Genomic DNA, 24,513 nt, shown 5'->3' on the forward strand with positions numbered 1-24,513 from the left:
CCGGTAAGCGATGCACTACCGGGGCAAGAAAGGTTATTGCTGCGCGAGCTGATTACGGCGATATTCACCCTGCCGCTCCAGCATCCAGCCCGGATATTCCCGCGGCAGCGCGCTCACCGCATCAAGCTGCTGAAGCTCGTCTTCGTTGAGAAGGATCCCGGTGGCGGCAATGTTGTCGTCCAGCTGTTCAACGCGTTTTGCGCCAATGATGACGCTGGTCACCGCTTTCTGATGCAGCAGCCACGACAGCGCGATTTGCGCGACGGAGACGCCCTTGCTTTCGGCGATAGTGCGCATCACGTCCACGCAGTCGAAGGCGCGATCTTTGTTCACCGGCGGGAAGTCAAACTCCAGACGACGACCACCGGCTTCGCTCTGCCCGTCGCGGCCATATTTTCCGCTCAGCAGGCCGCCCGCCAGCGGGCTCCAGACCATCAGCCCGACGCCTTCGCTCTGCATCATGGGCACCAGCTCGCGCTCAAGATCGCGTCCGGCGATGGTGTAATACGCCTGGAGTGATGCGAAACGCGCCAGCCCGAGACGCTCGGAAATGCCCAGCGCTTTGGCAATCTGCCACGCCGCCCAGTTCGAGACGCCGATATAGCGCACGTGGCCGTGCTGCACCAGGTTATCCAGCGCATACAGCGTCTCTTCAATCGGCGTGGCCGGGTCGAAGCCGTGCAGCTGGTAGAGATCGATATGATCGAGCTGCAGGCGGCGCAGGCTTTCCTTCACGCTGCTGATGATGTGATAACGCGAGCTGCCGCGCGAGTTCACTCCTGCCGTTCCCGTTTCGCCGAACACTCTAGTGGCGACGACTACGTTCTCGCGCGGGATTTTCAGGTTTTTCAGCGCCTGGCCGGTGATCTCCTCCGAACGCCCTTCGGAGTAAACGTCCGCGGTGTCGATAAAGTTGATCCCGGCATCCAGCGCGCGGCCCACCAGCTTTTCTGCTTCGCTTTGCTGGAGCTGACCAATCTTTCCCCACATGCCGCCTTCACCGCCGAAGGTCATGGTGCCGAGGCACAGTTCAGAAACAAACAGTCCGGTGTTGCCCAGTTTTTGATAACGCATAAGATAATCCTCGCATGTCGTTTAAGGGGTACCCGATAGTTATACCCGCCCCTCAGCCATCGCGAATGTGGCGTTCCTGTCCGTTTCTTGCCCAATCCTCTGAAAATTTATCCGCGCGGGGCGTCGCCAAAGACGCTGTAGTCCGGTAATTGCACCTGCTGATACGGCTCCCAGCCGCCGCCGAGCGCCTTGTAGAGCGCCACCAGATCGAGCGCGCTTTGCACCTGCGCCTGCGCGCGCTGCTGCTCGGCCTGCGCCAGCTGTCGCTGGGCGTCCAGCACGTCGATAAAGCTGGCGATCCCCTGGCGGTAGCTGTCGCTTGCCAGGTCAAACGCGTTTTGCAGCGCATCGATCGTTTTTGCGAGACCCGCTTCACGCTGCTGGTCGGTGCGATAGCTCACCAGCGCGTTTTCGACATCGCCAAGCGCGGTGAGCACCGTCTGACGATAGTCCAGCACCGCCGCCCCCTGCTGCGCGCGCGCCACCTTCACGCTGGAGACCAGCCGACCGCCCTGGAAAATGGGGATGGAGACCTGCGGGCCAAAGCTGTAGAAGTGGCTGCTCCAGTCGGTCAGCCAGTCGGTTTCGCTGTTGCGCAGGCCAAACTGCCCGGAGAGGGTAAAGCTCGGGAACAGCTCCGCCACCGAGACGCCGATTTGCGCCGTGGCGGCGTGAAGGTTCGCCTCCGCTTCGCGCACGTCCGGACGGCGTCGCGCCAAGGTCGACGGAATGCCGGTCTGCACGATATCCGGCAGGGCGGGCATCGGCTGCACGCTTTGCAATTCCGCATCCAGCGCCCCCGGCGGCTTGCCGAGCAGGATTGCCAGGCCGTTCATCGCCTGCCGCTCCTGCGCCTGATATTGCGGAAGCTGTGCCTCAAGGTTTCCTGACTGCGCCCGGGCGTTTTCCACATCCATCTGCGGCGACAGCCCGCCCCGCTGGCGGCTTTCGGTGAGCTCCAGCGTCTGCTGCGCGCTTTTAATCTGGGTATTCAGCGTGGCGATAATGCTCTGCGCCCCGCGGAGCTGGAGCCACGCGCGCGCCACTTCGGCTTCCAGCGACACCAGCGCGTCGTTACGCTGTTCGATAGCCACTTTCTGCTGCGCTTCGGCGGCTTCCACCTGACGACGTACCTTGCCCCACAGGTCGATTTCCCACTGGGCGTCGAAGCTGCCCTGATAGAGGTTAACCGGCTGCGTCAGCGGCCCCAGCGCGCCCTTCAGAGCGGGATCGATGCTATCCACCTGGTCATACACGCCGTGGGATTTAAGCTCCCCTTCGAGCCCGAGCTGCTGGCGCGTCGCCTGCAGGTTGCCGTTCACCGACGGGTAAAACGCCCCGCCTGCCTGGTTAATCTGCTCACGCGCCCCGGCGATGCGCAGCACCGTCTGCTGCAGCGTCAGGTTCCCGGCGATGGCCCGCTCAACCAGGCTGTCGAGCTGCGGCGACCCGAAGGTTTTCCACCAGCGCGGATTGGTCGCGGCGGAGGTCGTTTGCGATTTCACCGCGCTGTCGCCCTTATCATTCCAGTGCGAGACGGCGGGCGGCGCGGGCTGCTGGTAGTCCGGTCCGACGGCGCAGCCTGCCAGCAGCATCATTATCATCAGGGGGTGTAAACGTCTGTGTATCATCAATGTGCTCCTGCACTCCCCTCGCTCTTAACCGGCGAGAGCAACAAACAAAACGGAATCAGTAACAAGGCAACGGCGCTCAGAATGGTGAAGACGTCGATGTAGGCCAGAAAGCGCGACTGCTCGATCATGGTCTGGTACATGCGTCCGGTAGCAATGCCGGTGGGGTCACCCACCTGGGTGGTGAAGTTCTGGATCGCCTGGGCGCTTTCGCGTATCGCCTGCTGGAACTGCTCGTTAAACGGCGAGGCGTGGTACGCCAGATGCGCGCTGTGCGCCTGCGACCGTTCGGTGATGGCCGCCGTCGACAGCGAGATCCCGACCGAGCCCGCGACGTTACGGAACATGGTGAACAGCGCCGCGGCATCGGCATTCAACCGTCTTGGTATCGAGATGAAGGCAATGGTGGTCAGCGGCACAAACAGGAACCCCAGCCCTATCGACTGGGCGCTGCGGAACAGCACCAGCGTTTCGAAGTCGATATCCGGCGTAAGCGTGCGGGACCAGAAGAACGATACCGCCAGGCAGGTAAAGCCAAAGGCGATAATCCAGCGCGTCTGCACCACCGGCATCAGCTTCAGCACCAGCGGAATGGTTAACACGATCAGCACCGCCCCGGGCGACAGCACCAGCCCGGACCAGGTGGCGGTATAGCCCAGGTCCTGCTGTGCCAGCTGCGGGATCACCACCGAGCTGCCGTACAAAATCATCGCCATCCCCGCCATCAGCAGGCTTGAGATGGCAAAATTGCGGTCCTTCATGCAGTGCAGATCCACCACCGGTTTTTTGGCATACACCAGCCAGTAAATGGCACCGATAATGCCGATAAGCGTCAATACGGCGAAGGTTCGAATAAAGTTCGAGTAGAACCAGTCCTCATCTTCCCCCCGGTCGAGCATCACCTGCAGGCAGCCCAGCCCCAGGGCGATCAGGCCGATCCCCGTCCAGTCGATACTCAGCTTCTCTTTCGATTTGCTCTCCCACGGTGGATCTTCCAGCAGCTGGTAGATCGCCAGTACCGTCACAATCCCCACCGGGATGTTGATAAAGAATACCCAGCGCCAGGAGTAGTTGTCGGTGATCCAGCCCCCCAGCGTCGGGCCGAGGACCGGTGCGACGATAATCGCGATAGACGAAAGCCCAAAGGCTTTGCCCCTGTCCTCCGGCTTGAAGTAGTCGAGCAGTACCGACTGCTGCGTGGGCTGTAGCCCGCCGCCAAAAAAGCCCTGCATCACGCGGAACAGGATGATCTGCCACAGCTCGGTGGCGATCCCGCACAGGAACGAGCAGACGGTAAACATCACGATGCAAATCAGGAAGAATTGCTTGCGGCCAAACACCCGGCTTAGAAACGCCGAGATGGGCAGTACGATGCCGTTCGCGACCAGATAGCTGGTTAATACCCATGTGGATTCGTCATAGCTGGACGAGAGCGAGCCCGCCACGTGGGGCAGCGCCACGTTAACGATAGTGGTGTCCAGAATTTCCATAAACACCGCCAGGGTGACGACAATCGCCACCGCCCACGGATTACTGGCGGGCTTCCAGCTGTCGTGGCTGTGATCCGTCATTCCACCGTCACCTTCGGCGCAACCGACAGCCCAAGCGGCAGCGGTTTGTTCGAATCGAGCCCCTTATCAATCACAATTTTCACCGGCACGCGCTGCACAATTTTAACGAAGTTACCGGTGGCATTTTCTGCCGGGAAGGCGGAGAAGCGCGAGCCGCTGCCCTGCTGGATGCTGTCAACATGGCCTTCAAGCTCCATATCCGGCCACGCGTCGACGGACACGGTGACCTTATCGCCGGGCTTCATGCGCTCAAGCTGGGACTCTTTAAAGTTCGCCACCACCCACACGTTCGGTGAAACCAGGGAGAACAGCGCCGTTCCCGCCTGAACCAGCGTGCCGGGCTGCACGTTGCGTTTGGTGACAAAACCGTCGAACGGGGCGCGGACTTCGGTGTAGGAGAGGTTCAGATTGGCCGTTTCCAGCTGCGCTTTCGCCTGATCGACCTGACGCTCGCGCGCTTCAACGTTGGTTTCCTGCTGGCGGATTTGCAGCTGGACCTGCTCTGCCACTTCCAGCTGCGCCTGGGCGCTCGCCAGCCCCGCCTGCGCGCTGCGCAGCTGAGCGTTCGCGGAATCAATGCTTTGCTGGGTGGTCGCGCGCGGGTCAACGCCGCGCTGGCGACGGTACTCTGCCTGCGCGTTCGCCAGATCGGCCTGCGCTTTCAGCACCTGCGCTTTGGCCTCGTCACGCTGGGCGGGGTACTGCACTTTCGAGAGCGCCAGCTGCGCCTGGGCCTGATGCAGCTGCGCGATGGCCAGCCCAAGCTGGGCCTGAGCCTGATCGCGCTGCGCTGTGGTATCACGCGGATCGATGACCACCAGCAGATCGCCCTTTTTCACGCGCTGGTTATCGCGCACCCGTAGCTCGGTGACGTAGCCCGCCGTTTTCGGGGCAATCGTTACCACGTCGCCGTCGGTAAAGGCGTCGTCGGTCGTCTCTTCATTACGGGTTAAAAACCACCAGACCAGGGCCACGACGACCATCACAACCACGACAATGCCGAGGATAATTAACGGTTTCTTGCCCGGGCGCTTACGCTCATTATTATTTTTGTCCTGCTCGTCAGCAGGCGGATTTTGATCTTCAGCCATAGGTCAGCAACGGTCCTGTCAGTGAGCGGCATCACACTATGCCGTTCACTAAAGCTAGGACGTTGCTATACGTTTGCCAGGAAAAACTGACAAATTGCGCACTATATGAGAAGGAATATTCCGAAACCGATCGCCGCCGCCCAAACCAGCATCGGGATCGACCAGAGATGGAAGCGCCACCAGATACGACGGTCGTTGGCCATGCGCAGAGCAATCAGGTTTGCCAGCGAGCCGGGCAGCAGGCCAAACCCGCCAATGTTAACGGCCCAGGCCAGGAGCGTATCAGGCGGAACGTAGTTGAGCAGCAGAATGGTGGACGGCACGTTGCTGATAAACTGCGACAGGCCAATCGCCGTCAGCCACAGTCCCGGCTGAGAAAGCGTGCTGACGCTGTGCAGCACGTTTTGCAGCACCGGAAGCTGAATAAGCAGATGCACATCAATAAACATCGCCATAAAGACCAGCAGCAGCGTCCAGTCCACGCTAACCAGCACGCGACGCGCCAGGACGACAAAGCCTGCGGCAACGAGCAGCACGCCCGCCAGCTCATACTTCAGCTCCAGCGCAAACAGAAAGACGATGTATAACCCGAGGCAGCTCCACACCAGACGCGGCTGCCACTGCGGGCCCGTTGTGCCGCTGTGGTACTGCAGTTTTTTGTCCGGAAACGCAAACCAGCACACCACCATCAGCGACAGCATCATCACCAGCGCCAGTGGAGCCATCTGCCAGGTAAAGGCGGCAAACGACAGCCCGGACCGTCCCCAGAGAAGGATATTTTGCGGGTTGCCGATTGGCGTCAGAAGTGATCCTGCATTGACGGCCAGCGCTTCAAAGATGATCAAGCGGCTGACGGGGATCTCGCACAGCTTACGCAGCGTAAGCGTGAGGGGCACGATGATAAACAGCGCCACATCGTTGGTCAGAAACGTCGACAGCACCGCGGCGGAGAACACCATAAACAGGGACAGCCTGCGCTCGGTGGCAAAGCGGCGCACCATTTTACGTCCCAGCACGTCAAAATAGCCGCTCAGCTCCACCCCTTTGGTGAGCATCATCAGGCCGCTCAGGGTAATGATGGTGCGCCAGTCAATGGCGGCGGGCCAGGCCTGCGGCGCAAACGGCACAAAGAGGCTTAACCCTGCGCCAATAATTAATAAGAGATGGAAGAAACGATCGCGTGCCAGAGCCTGCAGTCCAGGGATTTTCATTCAGCGGAGGGACCATATTTAAGCGTAAATTCACGAAACTTCACCAGCGTCTCTTCGCTCACGTGGTGTTCCATTCCTTCCGCATCCCGGCGGGCGATCTCCGGGCTGACGCCCAGCACCAGTAAAAAATTCTCGACAAGCTGGTGGCGCTCGCGGCTCTCCTGCGCGAGTTTCTCCCCTTCCGGCGTCAGAAAAACACCGCGCCAGGGGATCATTTCAATTAGGCCTACGGAGGCCAGGCGTTTTAACATTTTAGCGACAGTTGGCTGTGAAACCCCCAGCCTGGCGGCCATATCGACCTGGCGCGCTTCACCGACCTCACGAATCAGATCGGAAATGAGTTCAACATAATCATCAATCAGTTCACGCCGGTGCGCTTCACGGACCTGGCGAAAACCTTCGACATGCTCTTCAACATTCACCAGTTGCGTCGTTTTTTTAATGGTTGGCTTACCTGCGCGACGGTTCATTGTACTTCCTCAGTGGGGTGACGCTTCCAGCGCCCGGTATCGAGAGCGCACATTGTAAACCATCCCTCCACAAGCACAAAAAATTAACGAAATAGCCATAGCTATACAATATAGCCTGTGCTATATCTGTATGTAATGCAGTCACCCTTCACGGATCGAAGGGATCAAAAATCAGGAGGTCTTATGAACGAATTCAAGAGGTGCATGACCGTGTTTACCCACTCTCCCTTTAAAGTGCGCTTAATGCTGTTGAACATGCTATGCGATATGTTTAACAACAAACCGCATCAGGATGACAAACCTTCCCACTAAGCGGCGTCGCGGTACGCCGCTTCATTTTCTCGTCACAAACTCGCTGTAAACTGGCTTCCAGCCGCCTTATTCCCGATCTTTTTTACGGATTTGCAATCCCCTTCGCAAAACATCTGCTTAGCAACTGTTGATATTATTTAGCGCTCGCACTATCTTCTTGCAGCCCTGCACAATTTGCGGCTCGCTGAAGCGGACCCTCATTCCCTCTCCACGCACTGTCAGGCAGGTTATGACCCTTGACGCCAGGGTGAGCACATGGCGTTTTCATCCATGATAGTGACCTATGAATTTAACCCTGATAGATACCGTTGTGACCCGCAGCCGGGCCTTAAGCCCGTGGACGGGGTTTTACTTTTTGCAGTCATTACTGATTAACTTTGCGCTGGGTTATCCCTTTAGTCTGCTCTACGCGGTGGCCTTCACCTGCATTCTGCATGTGCTGTGGCGAGCCGCGCCGCGCGCGCAAAAAGCATTAATCGGCATCTGTTCGCTGGTTGCGGCACTCTATTTCCCGTTTGGTCAGGCCTACGGGTCGCCAAACTTTAATACCCTGCTGGCGCTGCACTCGACCAATATGGAAGAGTCAACGGAGATCCTGACGATCTTCCCTTGGTACAGCTATGTGGTTGGGCTCTTTATCTTCGCGTTGGGCGTTATCGCCATCCGCCGTCAGTCGGGCGAGAAAAAATCCTGGGGTAAGATCGAAATACTCTGTCTGGTGTTCAGCGTTGCCGTGGCGTTTGTCGCCCCCATCCAGAACATTCCCTGGGACGGTAAGCTAAGGCTTATTAATATCGGCTATCCGGTTTTCCGCTTCGTTAAAGACGTCGTTGTTAATAATAAAGAGGTTCTCGACGAACAGGCCCGCATGGCTGAGCTTTCCAACATGAAAGACACCTGGAACGTGCTGGCCGTTAAGCCGAAATATCACACCTATGTAGTGGTGATTGGCGAAAGCGCGCGTCGCGATGCAATGGGGGCGTTTGGCGGCCACTGGGACAATACCCCGTTTGCGAGTTCGGTCAAAGGTACTCTGTTCACCGATTACGTCGCGGCCAGCGGCTCGACGCAGAAATCGCTCGGTCTGACGCTTAACCGGGTCGTCGACGGCAAACCCCAGTATCAGGATAATTTTGTCACCCTGGCAAACCGCGCGGGTTATCAGACCTGGTGGTTCTCCAATCAGGGGCAAATTGGCGAATACGATACGGCCATCGCCAGCATCGCCAAACGCGCCGATGAAGTGCAGTTCCTGAAAAACGGCGATTTTGAAGCTGACAAAAACACCAAAGACGAAGCGCTGCTGAAAATGACGGCGCAGGTCTTCGCCACCCCGCGCACCCAGCCGCAGCTGATCGTCCTGCATCTCATGGGGTCGCACCCGCAGGCCTGCGATCGGACCGGTGGGAAGTACGCGGAGTTCGTGCAGTCCAAAGAGACCTCTTGCTATCTCTATACCATGACGCAAACCGACGACCTGCTGAGCAAGCTTTACGAGCAGCTACGCAATACGGGCGACAGCTTCTCCATGGTCTATTTCTCGGATCATGGGCTGGCGTTTAAAGAGCGTGGTAAAGAGGTGCAGTATCTGGCGCACGATGACAAGTTCCAGCAGAACTTCCAGGTGCCGTTTATGGTGCTCTCGAGTGATGATAAAACGCATCGCGTGATTAAAGCGCGTCGTTCGGCTAATGATTTCCTGCAGTTCTTCTCGCAGTGGACCGGGATTAAGGCCGAGCAGATAAAAACTGCTTACCCGTTTGTCTCTAACAAGAAAGCTCCCCCAGTGTACGTTACCAACTTCAAGTTACAGAAAGTTGACTATAACCATCTGGGTACGGATATTTTTGATATTAAGAGTAAGTAGTTTCTGCCGTCTCGTGCGGTCTTCCCCTTCGCTGAGGAATCCCCACAAAATAATGCCCGCACGGATGACCCCCTCTCCCTTGAGGGTGAGTGCATGAGAGGGAACAAACACTAAAAACGGCAACCTGGGGTTGCCGTTTTGCTTTTATCTTCCACAAAAAAAATCCGCCACAGAGGGCGGATTTTTTATTTAATCACCGAAGTGATTAGAAGCGGTAACCTACGCCCGCGATCCAGGTGCCAACGTCAACGTTGCGGATACGGCTCTGCTCATAGGAGAAGTCCAGAGCTACGTCCTGGATTGGGTTGAACTGCAGGCCTGCGCCATAGGAGAAACCGTAGTCGCTGTTGCTTGCAGTGCGGCTTTCGCTCTGGTTTTCAGTCTGCTGGAATTTACCGTAGCCAACACCTACAACACCGTAGATGCTCGCCCAGTCGTTCAGACGGTAAGCTGGACCAGCGGTGATACCGTAGTACTGGCCTTTGTTGTATGCGCCGTTTTCAGAACGATCTTTCTCGGTGTAGGTGAAAGAACCGATCACGCCCAGTGGGTTGTTATCCTGCTCGTAGCGATACTTCAGGTTGAAACCGTTAGCTTTGTTCATCACGCCCTGATAGTCGCTCTGAGCGTAACCACCAGTAACAGTAGAAGTAGCAGCTACAGCGGTACCTGCGGAAACAGCCAGTACAGCGGCCAGTGCTGAAAGACATGCAATTTTTTTCATAACCACCTCAAATGTGCTTCAAGTAAGTCCGTAAGTTTTAAATATATCAAAAAAATTTGCGAAACTCTTTGTGATTCGTGATGTCTAATGAAACCTTTCCTGTAACAGAACGTTTCCAGCGTAAGCTATCTCTTTCAAATCACATGCAATTTTCACTACTAAATGCGCATAGTGCGCGTCTGCGCCGTTACATTCATCCAGATTATTCCTAATCTTAAAGGCGATAAATCCACCAGCGCTTAACCATTTTACGGATTTCACCTGCTTTTTTTTCAACAGTACCTCAACCGTAGCCGCATATTTCCTTTACACTGCAACCTTTACCTCATTTGACATAAGCTGACAGGAGAAAGGATGCCTGGGTTATCCCGCACGTCGTCGGTCTGGTTGCCGGTAGCAGTCATACTCATTGCCATGTTGTCCATTCAAAGCGGTGCTTCGCTGGCAAAATCACTTTTTCCGCTAGTAGGTGCGCCAGGGGTGACTGCCCTGCGTATCGTACTGGGAACGGCAATACTGGTGGTCATTTTCAAACCCTGGCGTCTGCGTTTCAAAAAGGAGCAGCGTTTACCCCTGCTGTTTTATGGACTCTCCCTGGGAGCAATGAACTATCTGTTCTACCTCTCTATACAGACGATACCGCTGGGGATCGCCGTCGCGCTGGAGTTTACCGGTCCGCTGGCGGTGGCGCTTTTCTCCTCGCGGCGTCCGGTCGATTTTATCTGGGTGGTGTTAGCCGTTCTGGGCTTATGGTTCCTGCTGCCGCTGGGCCAGAATGTTTCTGAGATTGATCTGACGGGCGCAGCGCTGGCGCTGGGTGCCGGTGCCTGCTGGGCTGTCTATATCCTCACCGGCCAGCGTGCAGGCGAAGAGCACGGTCCGGCAACGGTGGCGTTGGGTTCTCTGATTGCGGCCATCGTGTTTGTGCCCATCGGCATGGCGCAGGCGACAGAGTCCATCTGGCAATGGTCCGTCATGCCCATCGGACTGGCAGTCGCGATTCTTTCTACCGCACTCCCCTATTCTCTGGAGATGATTGCCCTAACGCGTCTTCCAACACGCATATTTGGCACCCTGATGAGCATGGAGCCCGCCCTTGCCGCCATTTCCGGGATGGTATTTCTCGGCGAAACCCTGACGTTGACCCAGACGCTGGCGCTTTGCTCAATTATCGCGGCGTCAATGGGCTCGACGCTCACCATGCGCCCGGAACCTAAAGTCGAGAAAGTGGATATCAGCTAAAGCCATATATTCTGCATGGCCTCCACGTCATGCAGAATAAAGGCCAGAAATGCATGCGTTATAATTTCTTACACACTCAGTCCTGCCAGCAAAATATTCCTCTGCGTTGACTTCCCCATTCAACAATTAAGATTGATCTGTATCAAATTTAAAAATATTGATTAATTTCAATAAATTAAATTCTCAACCTCCTTCTCGCTATTAAACCGATAGGCACAGCCAAACCGCAGAGAAAAAATCCGGTGCTATACTTAGTTCCGTAATTACCTGGGACATAAACATCAAGAGGATATGAGATTATGAGTACCGCTAAACTGGTGAAAACGAAAGCGTCTAATCTGCTTTATACCCGTAACGATGTATCGGACAGCGACAAAAAAGCGACCATTGAGTTGCTGAATCGCCAGGTGATCCAGTTCATCGATCTTTCGCTGATCACCAAGCAGGCCCACTGGAATATGCGCGGTGCAAACTTTATTGCCGTTCATGAAATGCTGGATGGCTTCCGCACAGCACTGGTAACCCACCTCGATACGATGGCTGAGCGTGCCGTTCAGTTAGGCGGCGTGGCGCTCGGTACCACGCAGGTGATCAACAGCAAAACGCCTCTGAAGAGTTATCCGCTGGATATCCATACGGTTCAGGATCACCTGAAAGAGCTGGCGGACCGCTACGCGATTGTGGCAAACGATGTGCGCAAAGCGATTGGCGAAGCGAAAGACGAAGATACCGCAGATATCTTCACCGCCGCGTCTCGCGATCTGGATCAGTTCCTGTGGTTCATCGAATCTAACATCGAATAATTCATACGATTTTTCTATCAAACCCTCGCCCTTCGGTGAGGGTTTTGCACATCTATGGTGCACGTTTTTTGCCTGAGAACATGCAAAAGTGAAGAAATTGTAATAATCACCTCACACAACCGTTAATGGAAGATTGTTTTTTCGTCAGAATTTACGCTAAATATCTCCCCGTCAGTTGAGCCAAACGAAGCGCACCAAAACAGTGCTCCACTTTGGTGCAATAAGACCTCATTGCCCCATTTATTGTGCAATGCATGACATCATCCCCTTTGCAAAACAACAGCTTGTAAAGTTGGCACGATATTTTCATTGTGCCACCTGTTCTCGCAGGGGATCGCCCCGTGGATATAAAAGGAAATGCTATGAAGTCTGTATTAAAAGTTTCACTGGCTGCACTTACCCTGGCTTTTGCGGTGTCCTCTCAGGCTGCCGACAAACTGGTTGTGGCGACCGACACGGCGTTCGTTCCGTTTGAATTCAAACAGGGTGATAAATACGTTGGTTTTGATGTGGATCTGTGGGCCGCAGTCGCAAAAGAACTCAAGCTGGATTACACCCTGAAGCCGATGGACTTCAGCGGCATCATCCCGGCACTGCAAACCAAGAACGTTGATCTGGCGCTGGCGGGTATCACCATTACCGACGAGCGTAAAAAAGCGATCGACTTCTCTGATGGCTACTACAAAAGCGGCCTGCTGGTGATGGTCAAAGCCGATAATAACGACGTAATAAGCGTGAAAGATCTCGACGGCAAAGTGGTGGCAGTGAAGAGCGGCACCGGTTCGGTTGATTACGCGAAAGCAAATATCAAAACCAAAGACCTGCGTCAGTTCCCGAACATCGACAACGCGTACATGGAACTCGGTACCAACCGTGCTGACGCTGTTCTGCACGACACGCCGAACATCCTGTACTTCATCAAAACAGCCGGTAACGGCAAGTTCAAAGCCGTTGGCGAGTCTCTGGAAGCCCAGCAGTACGGTATCGCGTTCCCGAAAGGCAGCGACGACCTGCGCACGAAAGTTAACGGCGCGCTGAAAACGCTGAAAGAGAACGGCACCTATAACGAAATCTACAAAAAATGGTTCGGTACCGAGCCTAAATAATTTCACCTGAATTCAGGTTTGTAACGCCCGGTGGCGCTGCCGCTTACCGGGCCTACGTTTTTCGTTTTTCACCACGGTATACAGGAATACATCATGCAGTTTGACTGGAGCGCCATCTGGCCTGCCATTCCACTCTTGCTTGAAGGCGCTAAAATGACCCTGTGGATTTCGGTCCTGGGTCTGGTTGGTGGGTTGATTATCGGTCTTGTCGCCGGTTTCGCCCGCACCTACGGCGGCTGGATCGCAAACCACATCGCACTGGTTTTCATCGAAGTGATCCGCGGCACCCCTATTGTCGTGCAGGTCATGTTTATTTACTTCGCCCTGCCTATGGCGTTTACCGACCTGCGCATCGACCCGTTCAGCGCAGCCGTCGTCACCATTATGATCAACTCAGGCGCCTATATTGCGGAAATCACCCGCGGTGCGGTGCTGTCGATTCATAAAGGTTTCAGTGAAGCCGGTCTGGCATTAGGCCTTTCACGTCGCGAAACGATCCGCCACGTTATTCTGCCGCTGGCGCTGCGTCGCATGCTGCCACCGCTGGGTAACCAGTGGATCATCAGCATTAAAGATACGTCGCTGTTCATTGTTATCGGCGTGGCCGAACTGACCCGTCAGGGACAGGAGATCATTGCTGGCAACTTCCGCGCGCTGGAAATCTGGAGTGCGGTGGCCGTTGTCTACCTGATCATTACTCTGGTTCTGAGCTTCGTTCTGCGTCGTCTTGAAAGAAGGATGAAAATCCTGTGATTGAATTTAAAAACGTTTCCAAGCACTTTGGCCCAACCCAGGTGCTGCACAATATCGATCTGAACATCCAACAGGGTGAAGTTGTGGTGATTATCGGGCCGTCCGGCTCCGGTAAGTCAACCCTGCTGCGCTGCATCAACAAGCTGGAAGAGATCACCAGCGGCGACCTGATTGTCGATGGTCTGAAGGTGAATGACCCGAAAGTCGACGAGCGCTTGATTCGCCAGGAAGCCGGTATGGTGTTCCAGCAGTTCTACCTGTTCCCGCACCTGACGGCGCTGGAGAACGTGATGTTTGGTCCGCTGCGCGTGCGCGGCGCCAACAAAGCGGCGGCAGAAGCGCTGGCCAAAGATCTGCTGGCAAAAGTCGGCCTGGCGGAGCGTTCGCACCACTACCCTTCCGAGCTGTCTGGCGGCCAGCAGCAGCGCGTGGCGATTGCCCGCGCGCTGGCGGTGAAGCCTAAACTGATGCTGTTTGATGAGCCTACGTCCGCACTCGACCCGGAGCTGCGCCATGAGGTGCTGAAGGTCATGCAGGATCTGGCGGAAGAAGGGATGACGATGGTTATCGTGACCCACGAAATCGGCTTTGCCGAGAAGGTGGCGTCCCGCCTGATCTTTATTGATAAAGGCCGTATCGCGGAAGACGGTAACCCGCAGGATCTGATTGCGAACCCGCCGAGCCCGCGTCTGCAGGAGTTCCTGCAGCACGTCTCCTGATCCATCGCTTTACGCTAAAGCCGGGCTTGCCCGGCTTTTTTACGCCAGATTGTTCCCAAAAATCCCCCTCCTCGCCTCGACTTCTATACTTATCATTTTGTTCGACATTTTCACCGGAGGACGCCGTGCCGTGGATCCTGTTGCTGTTGATAAGCCTGTTTAGTGCGCCATCGTTCGCCGTCGCGATCCCCGGCGTGACCACTGGAACGACCGCCAGCCAGCAAAGTACGCCGCCTCCGGAGCCCGATGTTGAACAGAAAAAAGCGGCCTATAGTGCGCTTGCCGACGTCCTCGAAAACGACACCTCCCGGCAGGAGCTCATCAGCGAGCTGCGGAAAGTGGCCGCCACGCCGCCGCAGGAGCCGGTGCCTGTCATCACCCCTCCCCAGGTGGAGGAGCAAAAAACGGTACTGGAAAACGTCACCGACGTAAGCCGCCACTATGGGGAAGCGCTCTCTTCGCGCTTTGCTCAGCTGTACCGCAACCTGATTGGCTCACCGCATAAGCCGTTTAACCCACAAACGTTTACCGCCGCCGCCACTCAGTTCCTGATGCTGGCCGGTGCGGTATTCCTTTTTTACTGGCTGGTGCGCCTGTGCGCGTGGCCGCTGTACCGCAAAATGGGGCAATGGGGACGCAGAAAGAATCAGCAGAAAAGCAGCTGGCTGCACCTGCCGTTGATGATAGCCTCAGCGTTTATCATTGATTTACTGCTGCTGGCGCTGACGCTGTTCTTAGGCCAGATGCTGGCCGACAGGCTGAACGCGGGCAACAAAACTATCGCCTTCCAGCAGTCGCTTTTCCTGAATGCCTTTGCCCTGATTGAGTTCTTCAAGGCGCTGCTGCGGTTACTCTTTTGTCCCCACGTGCCGGCGCTGCGTCCTTTCTCCATCCGGGATGAAAGCGCGAAGTACTGGGCGCTGCGCCTGAGCGTACTCAGCGGGCTGATTGGCTACGGTCTGCTGGTTGCCGTGCCGATCATCTCCAACCAGGTGAACGTCCAGTTTGGCGCGCTGGCAAACGTCATTATCATGATCTGCATTACCGTCTGGTCGCTGTATCTGATCTTCCACAATAAAAAAACCATTACCCAAAGCCTGCTGAATCTGGCCGATCGCTCCCTCTCGTTCTTTAGCCTGTTTATCCGCGCTTTCGCCCTGGTGTGGCACTGGCTGGCAAGCGCTTACTTCATCGTACTGTGCTTCTTCTCGCTGTTCGACCCGGGCAATAGCCTGAAATTCATGATGGGGGCGACGTTCAAAAGCCTCGCCATTATCGGCATCGCGGCGTTTGTGTCGGGGCTGCTGTCGCGCTGGATCTCGAAAACCATAACCCTGTCGCCGCAGGTACAGCGTAATTACCCGGAACTGCAAAAACGGGTAAACGGCTGGATGTCGGTATCGCTGAAGGTGGCGCGCATTCTCACCGTCTGCGTGGCGATTATGCTGCTCCTGAATGCATGGAGCCTGTTTGATTTCTGGAACTGGCTGCACAACGGTGCGGGTGAAAAAACGGTCGACATCCTGATTCGCATCGCGCTGATTTTGTTCTTCTCTGCCGTCGGCTGGACGCTTCTGGCGAGCCTTATCGAGAACCGTCTGGTGTCGGATATCCACGGCCGCCCCCTGCCCAGCGCGCGGGCAAGAACGCTGTTAACGTTGTTCCGTAACGCGCTGGCGGTCATTATCAGTACCATCACCATCATGATTGTGCTGTCTGAAATCGGGGTGAATATCGCCCCGCTGCTGGCCGGTGCCGGTGCCCTGGGGCTGGCAATCTCCTTCGGGTCGCAAACGCTGGTGAAGGATATTATTACCGGCATCTTTATTCAGTTTGAGAACGGGATGAACACGGGCGATCTGGTGACCATCGGGCCGTTAACCGGCACCGTGGAGAGGATGTCCATCCGTTCTGTTGGCGTGCGTCAGGACACCGGGGCGTACCACATTATTCCCTGGTCTTCGATCACCACCTTCGCAAACTTTGTGCGCGGCATTGGTTCCGTGGTGGCGAACTACGATGTGGATCGTCATGAGGATGCCGATAAAGCGAAGCAGGCGCTGCGCGATGCTGTAGAAGAGCTGATGCAGATGGAGGATATTCGCGGACTGGTGATTGGAGAGCCGTCATTTGCCGGTATCGTCGGGCTGACGAACACGGCGTTTACCCTGCGCGTGTCGTTCACCACCCAGCCGCTGAAGCAGTGGACGGTGCGCTTTGCGCTCGACAGCATGGTGAAAAAACACTTCGATCTGGCGAACGTGCGGATGCCGGTACAGACGTATCAGGTACTCCCGCCTCCCACAGCGCCGCTCCCACCACAGGAGCCGACGCTGTAGCCTGGTTGCCGGGTGGCGGCTTCGCCTTACCCGGCCTACGATGGAGTGCTATTTGCGACGTTTGTTATTGTCCATAAACGTCCAGGCGATAAAGCGACTCTGTTTCTGGCCCTGCGCCATCTCTTTTTTCACCACTTTTACGGCGCCCGCTTCGGTCAGCGCACGGTAGAGCGGCGGCAGGTTATCTCCGCGGGAGACCAGCGTCGTGAACCACTTCACCTGACGGCCAAACTGTTTGCTTTCCGCAATCATGCGCAGGATAAACGCCACTTCGCCCCCTTCACACCATAATTCCTGCTGCTGACCGCCGAAGTTCAGCGCGGCGTCTTCAGCCTGACCCAGGTTACGGCGCTTGCGCTCGCTGCCCGCACGGGCCGTTGCCGCCGAATCATGGAACGGCGGATTGCACATCGTGGCGTCATAGCTTTCGTTTTTGTGAATAATGCCGTTGAAGATCGCACCCGCATCTTTCTGACGACGCAGACGAATGGCGCGGCTTAATCCCGGGTTCGCGCTGATAATCGCCTGGGCGCTGGCAAAGGCCTCGTCACCGATTTCGCTTCCGGTAAAGCGCCACTGATATTCATGCGCGCCGATCAGCGGGTAAATCAGATTCGCCCCGGTGCCAATATCCAGAATCGTAGCCTGCTGTGGAACAGCGCCCTCATTACCTTCGGCAAGAAGGTCGGCAAGGTGATGAACGTAATCCGCACGGCCCGGCACAGGTGGACAGAGAAAGCCTTCGGGAATATCCCAGTTCGCCACACCGTAAAAATGCGCCAGCAGGGCTTTGTTCAGCATTTTAACCGCCTGCGGGTCAGCAAAGTTGACCGAGGGCTCACCCGCAGGGGTCTGGACAATGTAGTCCTGCAGCGGCGGGCAGCTCAGGCATAACGCATTCATGTCGTAGCGGTTACGGTGGCGATTTCGTGGGTGCAATCCCGGCTTTTGGGAAGTCATGGCGTTCTCCTTTAAACAGCGGCGTAAGATACCCTTTGCTGGCCCAACGGTAAATCTTTCTCTGCATCGATTAAAAATTCGACACAAATCAAACACCTTTATGTCTATGATCTGTCAGCGAAATGTCAATTCATATTGTTCAAAAAACAAGCAGATCATCATCAAATATTTGCGCTAAGTCACACTCCTCCGGCTTCTAAACTTAAGGGGAATCACCTGTTGTTTCCCCATGAGGATGTGATTATGAAAAAGTACCTGACCCTTGCTGTTATCGCAGCCGCCCTGGCGACGGCGTCCTTCTCTGCCATGGCCGTTCAGTCGCTGACCCAGAGTACTGACACCAGCCAGCTACGTCCTGCGGGCACCGTTTCGGTAAGCCGTGCCAGTAACCTTGACGATCTGCAGAATAAACTGGCCGAGAAAGCCCGCCAGGAAGGTGCCAAAGGCTTCGTGGTGAACTCCGCAGGCGGAGATAACCACATGTACGGCACTGCGACTATTTATAAATAACCGGCCTCTTCCCCAAGACTGCATCTGCCCAACGGGTGCAGTTCTCTTCTCCCTTCGGCTTGATTGTTCATTTTTTAACCCCATAGTAAACGTATGGCCTAAACCAATTTCAGGAGGACGCGATGGCTTCCGGCTGGGCAAATGACGACGCTGTTAACGAACAGATCAACAGTACTATTGAAGATGCGGTGGCGCGTGCCCGCGGTGAAATTCCGCGCGGCGAAAGCTTAACGGAATGCGAAGAATGCGGAGACCGCATTCCGGAGGCGCGGCGAAAAGCCATCCCCGGAGTAAGGCTTTGCATCACCTGCCAGCAGCAGAAAGATTCGAAAAACTCATCACACTCGGGATATAATCGCAGAGGTTCGAAAGACAGCCAGTTACGTTGACTTTACTTTACCCAGGCTAACCGAGCCCGCGCGTTCCTTTACGCTCACGGTTTTTAGCCAGACGCGTAGCAAAACGTGCCCTTCTTATCGCTTCTGTAAAGCGCATCCGCAAGAAGTGTAAAGCGGTACTTTGAATTTATTAATATTCAATAAGTTATTTGTCATTCAATTTTTTTGAGCAACCACGTCAATTCTCTTCGATTTTATCACTCGCAAAAAACCGTGATACTTATCACATCGACGAAACATCGTCCCCTTAACAGAAACACCTGCGAGAGATTAATTATGAAAACCATCAAATATGCTGTAGCTGCTGTTGCCCTGTCCGCTCTGTCTTTCGGCGCTTTCGCCGTAGAGCCTGTCTCTTCCACTCAGGCACAGAACATGAACAAAGTTGGTGTGGTCAGTGCTGATGGCGCCACCACGCTGGACGGCCTGGAAGCCAAACTGGCTGAGAAAGCCGCAGCTGCCGGTGCAAGCGGATACACCATTACCTCCGCTAACGGCAATAACAAGCTGAGCGGTACCGCGGTTATCTACAAATAATCGACTGAATGAATGCTGTACCCTCGCCATACCCTCTGGTGAGCTGCTCCAACCCTCATTGACCCTGTTGTTGTTACCCTTGCTTGCCCGTCCGCCACTGGACGGGCTTTTTTTTGTCTAAAACGCCGCGTCCACGCGTTTGAGACCGGCCTCGACCGTATCAACCTCCCCGGTTGCCAGCAGGCAGCAGGCCATCTGCAGCTTGATCGATTGCGGAACAGGAACATTTCCGGCAAGGCACTGCTCAATCCAGTGGGCAGTAGTATGGGGATCTTTTGCCTCAGGCAATATTACACCGGTATTCTCTTCCCCGCGCTCCAGAATGGCGCGCGCGCCTGCGGAATCAATCAGCATCACCTGCGGGCAGCGCTGCGGGTTCGCATAAACCTCACCTTCCGTGCCGTGCATCAACAACGCCCTTCCGCCAATAGCCTCGAAGAATTGCCCCACGCGTGCCACATATTCCGGATGCGAGACGCTGGAAAGACGCAGGGCGGCATCTTCGCCAAACGGCGTGGCTAGTTTCGCCAGCGTGTGCGCGCTGTTGCGCACGCCCATGCGCCAGCGCATATCGAGCTGCTTCTCCAGCGGTGGGCATAGGGCGCCGACGGGGATATAAACCGGCTGATGGCCATCCAGCTTCGCCTGGGCCTGGCCCGCATGACGCGTGGGCTCAATCCCCAACATGCCGAAAATGGTCTCCGTCAATACGCGGGTGGGATCTTCGCTTACGCCGTGCACCACCAACGGGAATCCCAGCTTGTGTAATAAGATAGCGAGTAGCGGGGTTAAGTTTGCCTGCTTGCGCGCGCCGTTGTAGCTCGGGATCACAATCGGCATCGGCTTTGCCACCGGCGGCGTCAGGCGCAGCGTTTGCACCTGCATCGCCTCATAGAAGCCGCGCATCTCCGCTTCACCTTCACCTTTGATACGCAGCGCTATAAGGATGCCGCCCATCTCCAGGTCCGGTACCTCGCCGTCGAGCATACGGGTGTAAAGCGCGCGTGCGGTTTCATGGTCCAGGTCGCGGGCGTGGTTTTTCCCACGCCCTACCTCTTTGATAATTTTGCGATAATCCACGACATTCCTCCTGACAGCCTTATCTTGTTAACAATATAGCCCTGATGATGACCCCGCTGTTAGTTTTTTTGACCGTCCTGCGTATTTTTATAATCAATTGTTTTAGCGAAAAAATTTATTTTGCAAGATTTAACTGAGTTATTTGGAAGCCGCGCGGAGCCTTTCCCGGCGTGAATTTTCTGATTAAATAACCAGCGGTGAGTAGTTGAGACATAACTTCGAACAATGCTAATTGCAAAGGTCGAAAGGAGAAACATACAGGTTTAAATATGAAAAAAGTCACTTTAGGTTTATTCATTGCTGCTGCGTTGGGATGCTCTGCATCTTCTTTCGCAGCATCCACCGGTGAAGGACAAATTAACTTCACAGGTGAAATTATCGATTCCGCCTGTCAGGTGGTTAACGGCTTAAGCAGTCCGCTGAATGTTGCGCTGGGTAAAGTCTCCAAAACAACATTTTCCGGCGCAGGCTCTACCAGCACCTTAACGAAATTTGATATTCAGTTAAAAGACTGCCCGGAAACGGTCACGTCTGCAGCCATCAACTTCGGTGGTACGCCAGATGCGGATAATAACACCACGCTGGCCTTGACCCCGGGTGCGACGACGGCAACTGGCGTGGCGATTCAGCTGGTTGATTCTTCCGAACAGCCTGTCAGCTTATATACGCCTTCTAAGCAGTATCCTTTAGCTGCTGGAACGACGGTAAATAATCTGGAGTTTGGTGCACGTTATATTCAGACTCAGGCATCGATCACTGCCGGCCAGGCTAACTCAGCCTCTACTTTCACAGTTATTTATAACTGATACGATCAACCAGGAGATATTCGCCTTCACGCGAATATCTCCTCTTTCTTTGAGACAGATTCATGCGACACAGTTATTTATTAAGCGTACTTTTACTGACCGCAGTAACAGCCCATGCAGGTGTGATTATTAATGGCACCCGACTGGTTTATCAGGGAGAGAAAAAAGAGTCTTCGATTGGGATTTCCAATCCCGATGAGATTAACTATCTGGTACAGTCCTGGGTGGATACCGGTTTGAAAAAAGGCGATAAAGCGCCATTTCTGATTACCCCGCCCCTGTTCCGTCTGAACGCTAAAGAAGATAACGTGTTGCGCGTGGTGCGTACCAGCGAAAATATGCCAGAAGATCGCGAGTCGTTGTACTGGTTAAATATTAAAGCCATTCCTTCTTCAAGTCATGAAGAGGGCGTTAATACATTACAAATCGCCATTAATACCCGTATTAAATTGCTTTATCGCCCCGCATCGATTAAAGGCAAACCTGAAGCAGTGGCTGATAAACTGCAATGGCACCGCGAAGGCAATGATCTGGTGGTAAATAACCCTACGCCTTTCTATATGAATTTCCAGAGCGTAACGCTGAACGGCCAAAAAGTGGCAAAAGCAACCTGGGCTGTGCCAAATACCTCTACCCACTTTGCCCTTCCGGCAAATATGAGCGGTAACACCGTAAGCTGGTCGGTTATTACCGATTACGGCAGCATCAGTAAAACCTGGTCTGCATCCGTTCGTTAATACTTTACTTGACGCCTGGATAATCATGTACAGCACGACTCAACCGCTATTACGTAGACTGCGTAAAATGCTGCCCACTTTTTGTGGAATAGCGGTGACATGCTGCGCGCTGCAGGCCCACGCTGATGATTATTTTAACCCTGCTCTGCTGGATATTGATAATCCAGAGCAGGCAAAGACCGATCTCTCTGTTTATGAAAACGGTCCCGGTCAGGCACCGGGTAAATATCAGGTCACGGTGTTCGTCAATAATAATAAAATCGACACCCGTGACGTCCTTTTTACATTACAAAAAGATGCCCAGGGAGATGATTCCCTGCAGCCTTGCCTGAGTCTGGATGAATTAACCCATCTGGGCATCAAAACCAAAGATTATCCACAGCTGGCGACCGAAGGAGAATGCGCGGATCTCAGCGCCATCCCTTCGGCCTCGGCGACTTTCCGCATCAAAAACCAGCAACTATTGCTGAGTATTCCCCAGTCGGCGCTGGGCCAGGTGCCTCGCGGCTACATCGATCCGAAAGAGTATGACGAAGGGATCACCGCGGGCATCCTGAACTATAGCGTTAACGCCAGCCAAAGCCACGTCCGCCAGCAAGGGGAAGCGGACAACAGCAGCCAGTTTATTAACCTGCGCCCCGGTTTCAATACCGGAGCCTGGCGCGTGCGTAATTACAGCACCTGGAACCACAATTCGGATGGCGGTCAGAACGACGGCAAGCTGACCCCGATCTATACCTATGCCCAGCGCGATATAGTGGGGCTGAAGAGCGAGATGACCGTGGGTCAGAGCAGCACCCAGGCCGACGTTTTCGACAGCGTCTCTTACACTGGCGCACAGCTGGCTACCGAAAGCGACATGCTGCCGGACAGCGAGCGCGGGTATGCGCCGGTGGTGCGCGGTACGGCGCGCAGTAACGCCCAGGTGGTGGTTCGCCAGAATGGCTACGTTATCTATCAAAACACCGTTGCCCCCGGCGCGTTTGAGATTAACGATCTCTACCCCACCGGCAGCAGCGGCGATCTGAACGTCACGGTGAAAGAGACCGACGGCAGCGAGAGTCATTTCGTGGTGCCGTTTGCCTCCGTGCCGGTGCTGCAGCGGGAAAAGCACCTGAAGTACAGCGTCGCTGCAGGGCGCTACCGTTCATACGATAAAGAGGTTGAGAAGACCCCTTTCGCCCAGGGCAGCGCCATCTATGGCCTGTCACACGGCGTCACCGTTTACGGCGGTACTCAGCAGAGTTCGCATTACCACTCCGCCGCGCTCGGCGCGGGGAAAAACTTTGGCGATCTCGGAGCGTTCTCCGTAGACGTTACCCGTGCCAAAGCGTTACTGAAAAAGCGCAAAACCAGCAAAGGGCAATCCCTTCGTCTGCGCTACAGCAAAAATTTTACCGCGACCGGCACTAGCTTCTCACTGGCGGGCTATCGCTACAACAGCAAAGGCTTTTACACCCTGCAGGACACCATGGAGTCCTGGACCAGTGCAAACGACTGGTCCGCTCCGCAGCAGCGCCGCTCACGGGCGGAGGCCACCATCGACCAGACGTTGGGCGACAAGTGGGGTTCGGTGACGCTGAGCCTGGTGAAAGAGCGTTACTGGAGCCAGAGTCAGGATATGACCTCCCTGGGTGTTAACTACAACAACAGCTGGCATGGCGTGAGCTATAGCCTGAGCTACAGCGTTAATAAAAACAGCGACGACAAGGACGAGGACGGTAAATCCATCAGCTATGACCGACAAATTGGCCTCAATGTATCGGTTCCGCTCGACCGCTGGATGCCTAATACCTGGGCAAATTACAGCCTGAACACCAGTAAAGACGGCACCACGCATAACCTCGGTTTGAACGGTACGGCGCTGGAGGGTGACAACCTGAGCTGGAACATTCAGGAAAATCTGGACCGCGCCAATAACAACACGGCCACCAGCATGAATGCGGATTACAAAGGCACCTACGGTGAAGTGCGCGGTGGCGTAAGCCAGGACAGTCATCAGCAAACCGTGAGCGCCGGGATTCAGGGGGGAGTGGTAGCTCACGCCAACGGTATTACGCTTGGGCAGTCATTGGGAGAAACCATCGTCCTGGTCAAAGCGCCGGGCACCCACGGCACCCACGTGGCGAATCAGACGGGCGTAGTAACCGACTCTCGCGGCTATACCCTCGTGCCCTTTGTGACACCGTGGCGTCATAACCCGATTTCTCTGGACACGGAGACACTGCCAGAAGATGCCGACGTCACGCACGCCTCGCAGACGGTCACGCCGACCCGTGGCGCTGTTGTTCGCGCCAGTTTCAATACTCGCGTGGGCAACCGCGTCTTAATGACCCTCGCCTGGAATGATAAACCGCTGCCCTTCGGCGCAACGGTCACTACGGAAGATAAGAGCAGTGAATTTATCGTCGGCAATGACGGTCAGGTGTACCTCACCGGACTGCCGCTGAACGGGCGCCTTTTCGTTTCATGGGGCAAGGAGGCGAGCGAGCATTGCATCGCCGATTATGCCCTGATGCAAGGAAGGGACGACACCAACATTATTAACGCTGCCGCGCAGTGTCACTGATTA

23 protein-coding genes are annotated in these 24,513 nt (G+C 55.2%); 14 read left to right on the top strand and 9 right to left on the bottom strand.

Annotated features, from left to right (window positions below; genetic code table 11):
- Window positions 1-33: 33 nt before the first annotated feature.
- The 6 genes from RVY89_RS12035 to mntR all read right to left on the bottom strand — a co-directional run bounded on the left by RVY89_RS12035 (window position 34) and on the right by mntR (window position 7,048).
- Window positions 34-1,074 (bottom strand): aldo/keto reductase, encoded by a 1,041-nt coding sequence (locus RVY89_RS12035; RefSeq protein ID WP_484825440.1) that lies wholly within the window; start codon window positions 1,072-1,074, stop codon window positions 34-36.
- A gap of 107 nt (window positions 1,075-1,181) precedes the next feature.
- Window positions 1,182-2,705, bottom strand: a complete 1,524-nt coding sequence (locus RVY89_RS12040; RefSeq protein WP_484825441.1) for an efflux transporter outer membrane subunit — start codon at window positions 2,703-2,705, stop codon at window positions 1,182-1,184.
- Window positions 2,705-4,276, bottom strand: coding sequence for a DHA2 family efflux MFS transporter permease subunit (locus RVY89_RS12045; RefSeq protein WP_484825442.1), 1,572 nt, complete (start codon window positions 4,274-4,276; stop codon window positions 2,705-2,707). Before RVY89_RS12045 ends, RVY89_RS12040 begins: the two co-directional genes overlap by 1 nt.
- Window positions 4,273-5,367 carry an HlyD family secretion protein gene (locus RVY89_RS12050; RefSeq protein ID WP_484825443.1) on the bottom strand — a complete coding sequence of 365 codons (1,095 nt, stop codon included), beginning with the start codon at window positions 5,365-5,367 and terminating at the stop codon, window positions 4,273-4,275. The genes RVY89_RS12045 and RVY89_RS12050 overlap by 4 nt, the downstream gene beginning before the upstream one ends.
- Before the next feature lie 101 nt (window positions 5,368-5,468).
- Window positions 5,469-6,578 carry an anion transporter gene (locus tag RVY89_RS12055; RefSeq protein ID WP_484825444.1) on the bottom strand — a complete coding sequence of 370 codons (1,110 nt, stop codon included), beginning with the start codon at window positions 6,576-6,578 and terminating at the stop codon, window positions 5,469-5,471.
- The gene (mntR, locus tag RVY89_RS12060) at window positions 6,575-7,048 is read right to left on the bottom strand and encodes a manganese-binding transcriptional regulator MntR (RefSeq protein ID WP_008501176.1); all 474 of its coding nucleotides are present in this window, start codon (window positions 7,046-7,048) and stop codon (window positions 6,575-6,577) included. Before mntR ends, RVY89_RS12055 begins: the two co-directional genes overlap by 4 nt.
- A gap of 183 nt (window positions 7,049-7,231) precedes the next feature.
- Here mntR and mntS point away from each other — a divergent pair, with 183 nt between their 5' ends.
- Both mntS and RVY89_RS12070 read left to right on the top strand, forming a co-directional pair.
- On the top strand, window positions 7,232-7,360 hold the full coding sequence (gene mntS / locus RVY89_RS12065) for a manganase accumulation protein MntS (protein WP_014831181.1): 129 nt from the start codon (window positions 7,232-7,234) through the stop codon (window positions 7,358-7,360).
- A 283-nt stretch (window positions 7,361-7,643) separates the two neighbouring features.
- Window positions 7,644-9,227, top strand: a complete 1,584-nt coding sequence (locus RVY89_RS12070) for a phosphoethanolamine transferase (protein ID WP_484825445.1) — start codon at window positions 7,644-7,646, stop codon at window positions 9,225-9,227.
- Between the two features lie 205 nt (window positions 9,228-9,432).
- Here the strand turns inward: RVY89_RS12070 and ompX are convergent, their stop codons facing one another.
- A complete protein-coding gene (gene ompX / locus RVY89_RS12075; protein WP_023310884.1) occupies window positions 9,433-9,951 on the bottom strand; it encodes an outer membrane protein OmpX in 519 nt (172 codons plus the stop codon).
- 354 nt (window positions 9,952-10,305) lie between these two features.
- Between ompX and rhtA the strand changes: the two genes are divergently transcribed.
- The 6 genes from rhtA to ybiO all read left to right on the top strand — a co-directional run bounded on the left by rhtA (window position 10,306) and on the right by ybiO (window position 16,913).
- Window positions 10,306-11,193 (top strand): threonine/homoserine exporter RhtA, encoded by an 888-nt coding sequence (rhtA, locus tag RVY89_RS12080; RefSeq protein WP_484825446.1) that lies wholly within the window; start codon window positions 10,306-10,308, stop codon window positions 11,191-11,193.
- Window positions 11,194-11,492: 299 nt separating this feature from the next.
- Window positions 11,493-11,996: a DNA starvation/stationary phase protection protein Dps gene (dps, locus tag RVY89_RS12085; RefSeq protein WP_010428924.1), complete on the top strand. Its 504-nt coding sequence runs from the start codon at window positions 11,493-11,495 to the stop codon at window positions 11,994-11,996.
- Between the two features lie 362 nt (window positions 11,997-12,358).
- Window positions 12,359-13,102, top strand: coding sequence for a glutamine ABC transporter substrate-binding protein GlnH (gene glnH / locus RVY89_RS12090; RefSeq protein ID WP_484825447.1), 744 nt, complete (start codon window positions 12,359-12,361; stop codon window positions 13,100-13,102).
- A 93-nt stretch (window positions 13,103-13,195) separates the two neighbouring features.
- Window positions 13,196-13,855: a glutamine ABC transporter permease GlnP gene (gene glnP, locus RVY89_RS12095; RefSeq protein WP_003858462.1), complete on the top strand. Its 660-nt coding sequence runs from the start codon at window positions 13,196-13,198 to the stop codon at window positions 13,853-13,855.
- Window positions 13,852-14,574 carry a glutamine ABC transporter ATP-binding protein GlnQ gene (glnQ, locus tag RVY89_RS12100; protein ID WP_371898523.1) on the top strand — a complete coding sequence of 241 codons (723 nt, stop codon included), beginning with the start codon at window positions 13,852-13,854 and terminating at the stop codon, window positions 14,572-14,574. Before glnP ends, glnQ begins: the two co-directional genes overlap by 4 nt.
- Window positions 14,575-14,699: 125 nt before the next feature.
- Window positions 14,700-16,913 (top strand): mechanosensitive channel protein, encoded by a 2,214-nt coding sequence (gene ybiO / locus RVY89_RS12105; RefSeq protein WP_484825448.1) that lies wholly within the window; start codon window positions 14,700-14,702, stop codon window positions 16,911-16,913.
- 48 nt (window positions 16,914-16,961) lie between these two features.
- On the opposite strand, the gene rlmF is transcribed toward ybiO, so the two are convergent.
- Window positions 16,962-17,873 (bottom strand): 23S rRNA (adenine(1618)-N(6))-methyltransferase RlmF, encoded by a 912-nt coding sequence (gene rlmF / locus RVY89_RS12110; RefSeq protein WP_484825449.1) that lies wholly within the window; start codon window positions 17,871-17,873, stop codon window positions 16,962-16,964.
- Window positions 17,874-18,116: 243 nt separating this feature from the next.
- On the opposite strand from rlmF, the gene mcbA reads away from it, so the two are divergent.
- The 3 genes from mcbA to ybiJ all read left to right on the top strand — a co-directional run bounded on the left by mcbA (window position 18,117) and on the right by ybiJ (window position 19,318).
- Window positions 18,117-18,383 (top strand): DUF1471 family periplasmic protein McbA, encoded by a 267-nt coding sequence (mcbA, locus tag RVY89_RS12115; RefSeq protein WP_371898526.1) that lies wholly within the window; start codon window positions 18,117-18,119, stop codon window positions 18,381-18,383.
- Window positions 18,384-18,505: 122 nt separating this feature from the next.
- Window positions 18,506-18,772, top strand: coding sequence for a DksA/TraR family C4-type zinc finger protein (locus RVY89_RS12120; protein WP_484825450.1), 267 nt, complete (start codon window positions 18,506-18,508; stop codon window positions 18,770-18,772).
- A 285-nt stretch (window positions 18,773-19,057) separates the two neighbouring features.
- Window positions 19,058-19,318: a DUF1471 family protein YbiJ gene (ybiJ, locus tag RVY89_RS12125; protein WP_023310874.1), complete on the top strand. Its 261-nt coding sequence runs from the start codon at window positions 19,058-19,060 to the stop codon at window positions 19,316-19,318.
- Between the two features lie 117 nt (window positions 19,319-19,435).
- Here ybiJ and ybiB read toward each other — a convergent pair whose 3' ends face one another.
- The gene (gene ybiB / locus RVY89_RS12130) at window positions 19,436-20,398 is read right to left on the bottom strand and encodes a DNA-binding protein YbiB (protein WP_484825451.1); all 963 of its coding nucleotides are present in this window, start codon (window positions 20,396-20,398) and stop codon (window positions 19,436-19,438) included.
- A 269-nt stretch (window positions 20,399-20,667) separates the two neighbouring features.
- On the opposite strand from ybiB, the gene RVY89_RS12135 reads away from it, so the two are divergent.
- From RVY89_RS12135 to RVY89_RS12145, 3 genes are all read left to right on the top strand, one after another.
- A complete protein-coding gene (locus tag RVY89_RS12135) occupies window positions 20,668-21,204 on the top strand; it encodes a fimbrial protein (protein ID WP_484825452.1) in 537 nt (178 codons plus the stop codon).
- Window positions 21,205-21,266: 62 nt separating this feature from the next.
- Window positions 21,267-21,941, top strand: a complete 675-nt coding sequence (locus tag RVY89_RS12140; protein WP_484825453.1) for a fimbrial biogenesis chaperone — start codon at window positions 21,267-21,269, stop codon at window positions 21,939-21,941.
- Window positions 21,942-21,966: 25 nt separating this feature from the next.
- Window positions 21,967-24,510 (top strand): fimbria/pilus outer membrane usher protein, encoded by a 2,544-nt coding sequence (locus RVY89_RS12145; protein WP_484825454.1) that lies wholly within the window; start codon window positions 21,967-21,969, stop codon window positions 24,508-24,510.
- Window positions 24,511-24,513: the final 3 nt, after the last annotated feature.

Source organism: Enterobacter sp. 3U4 (assembly GCF_057224565.1).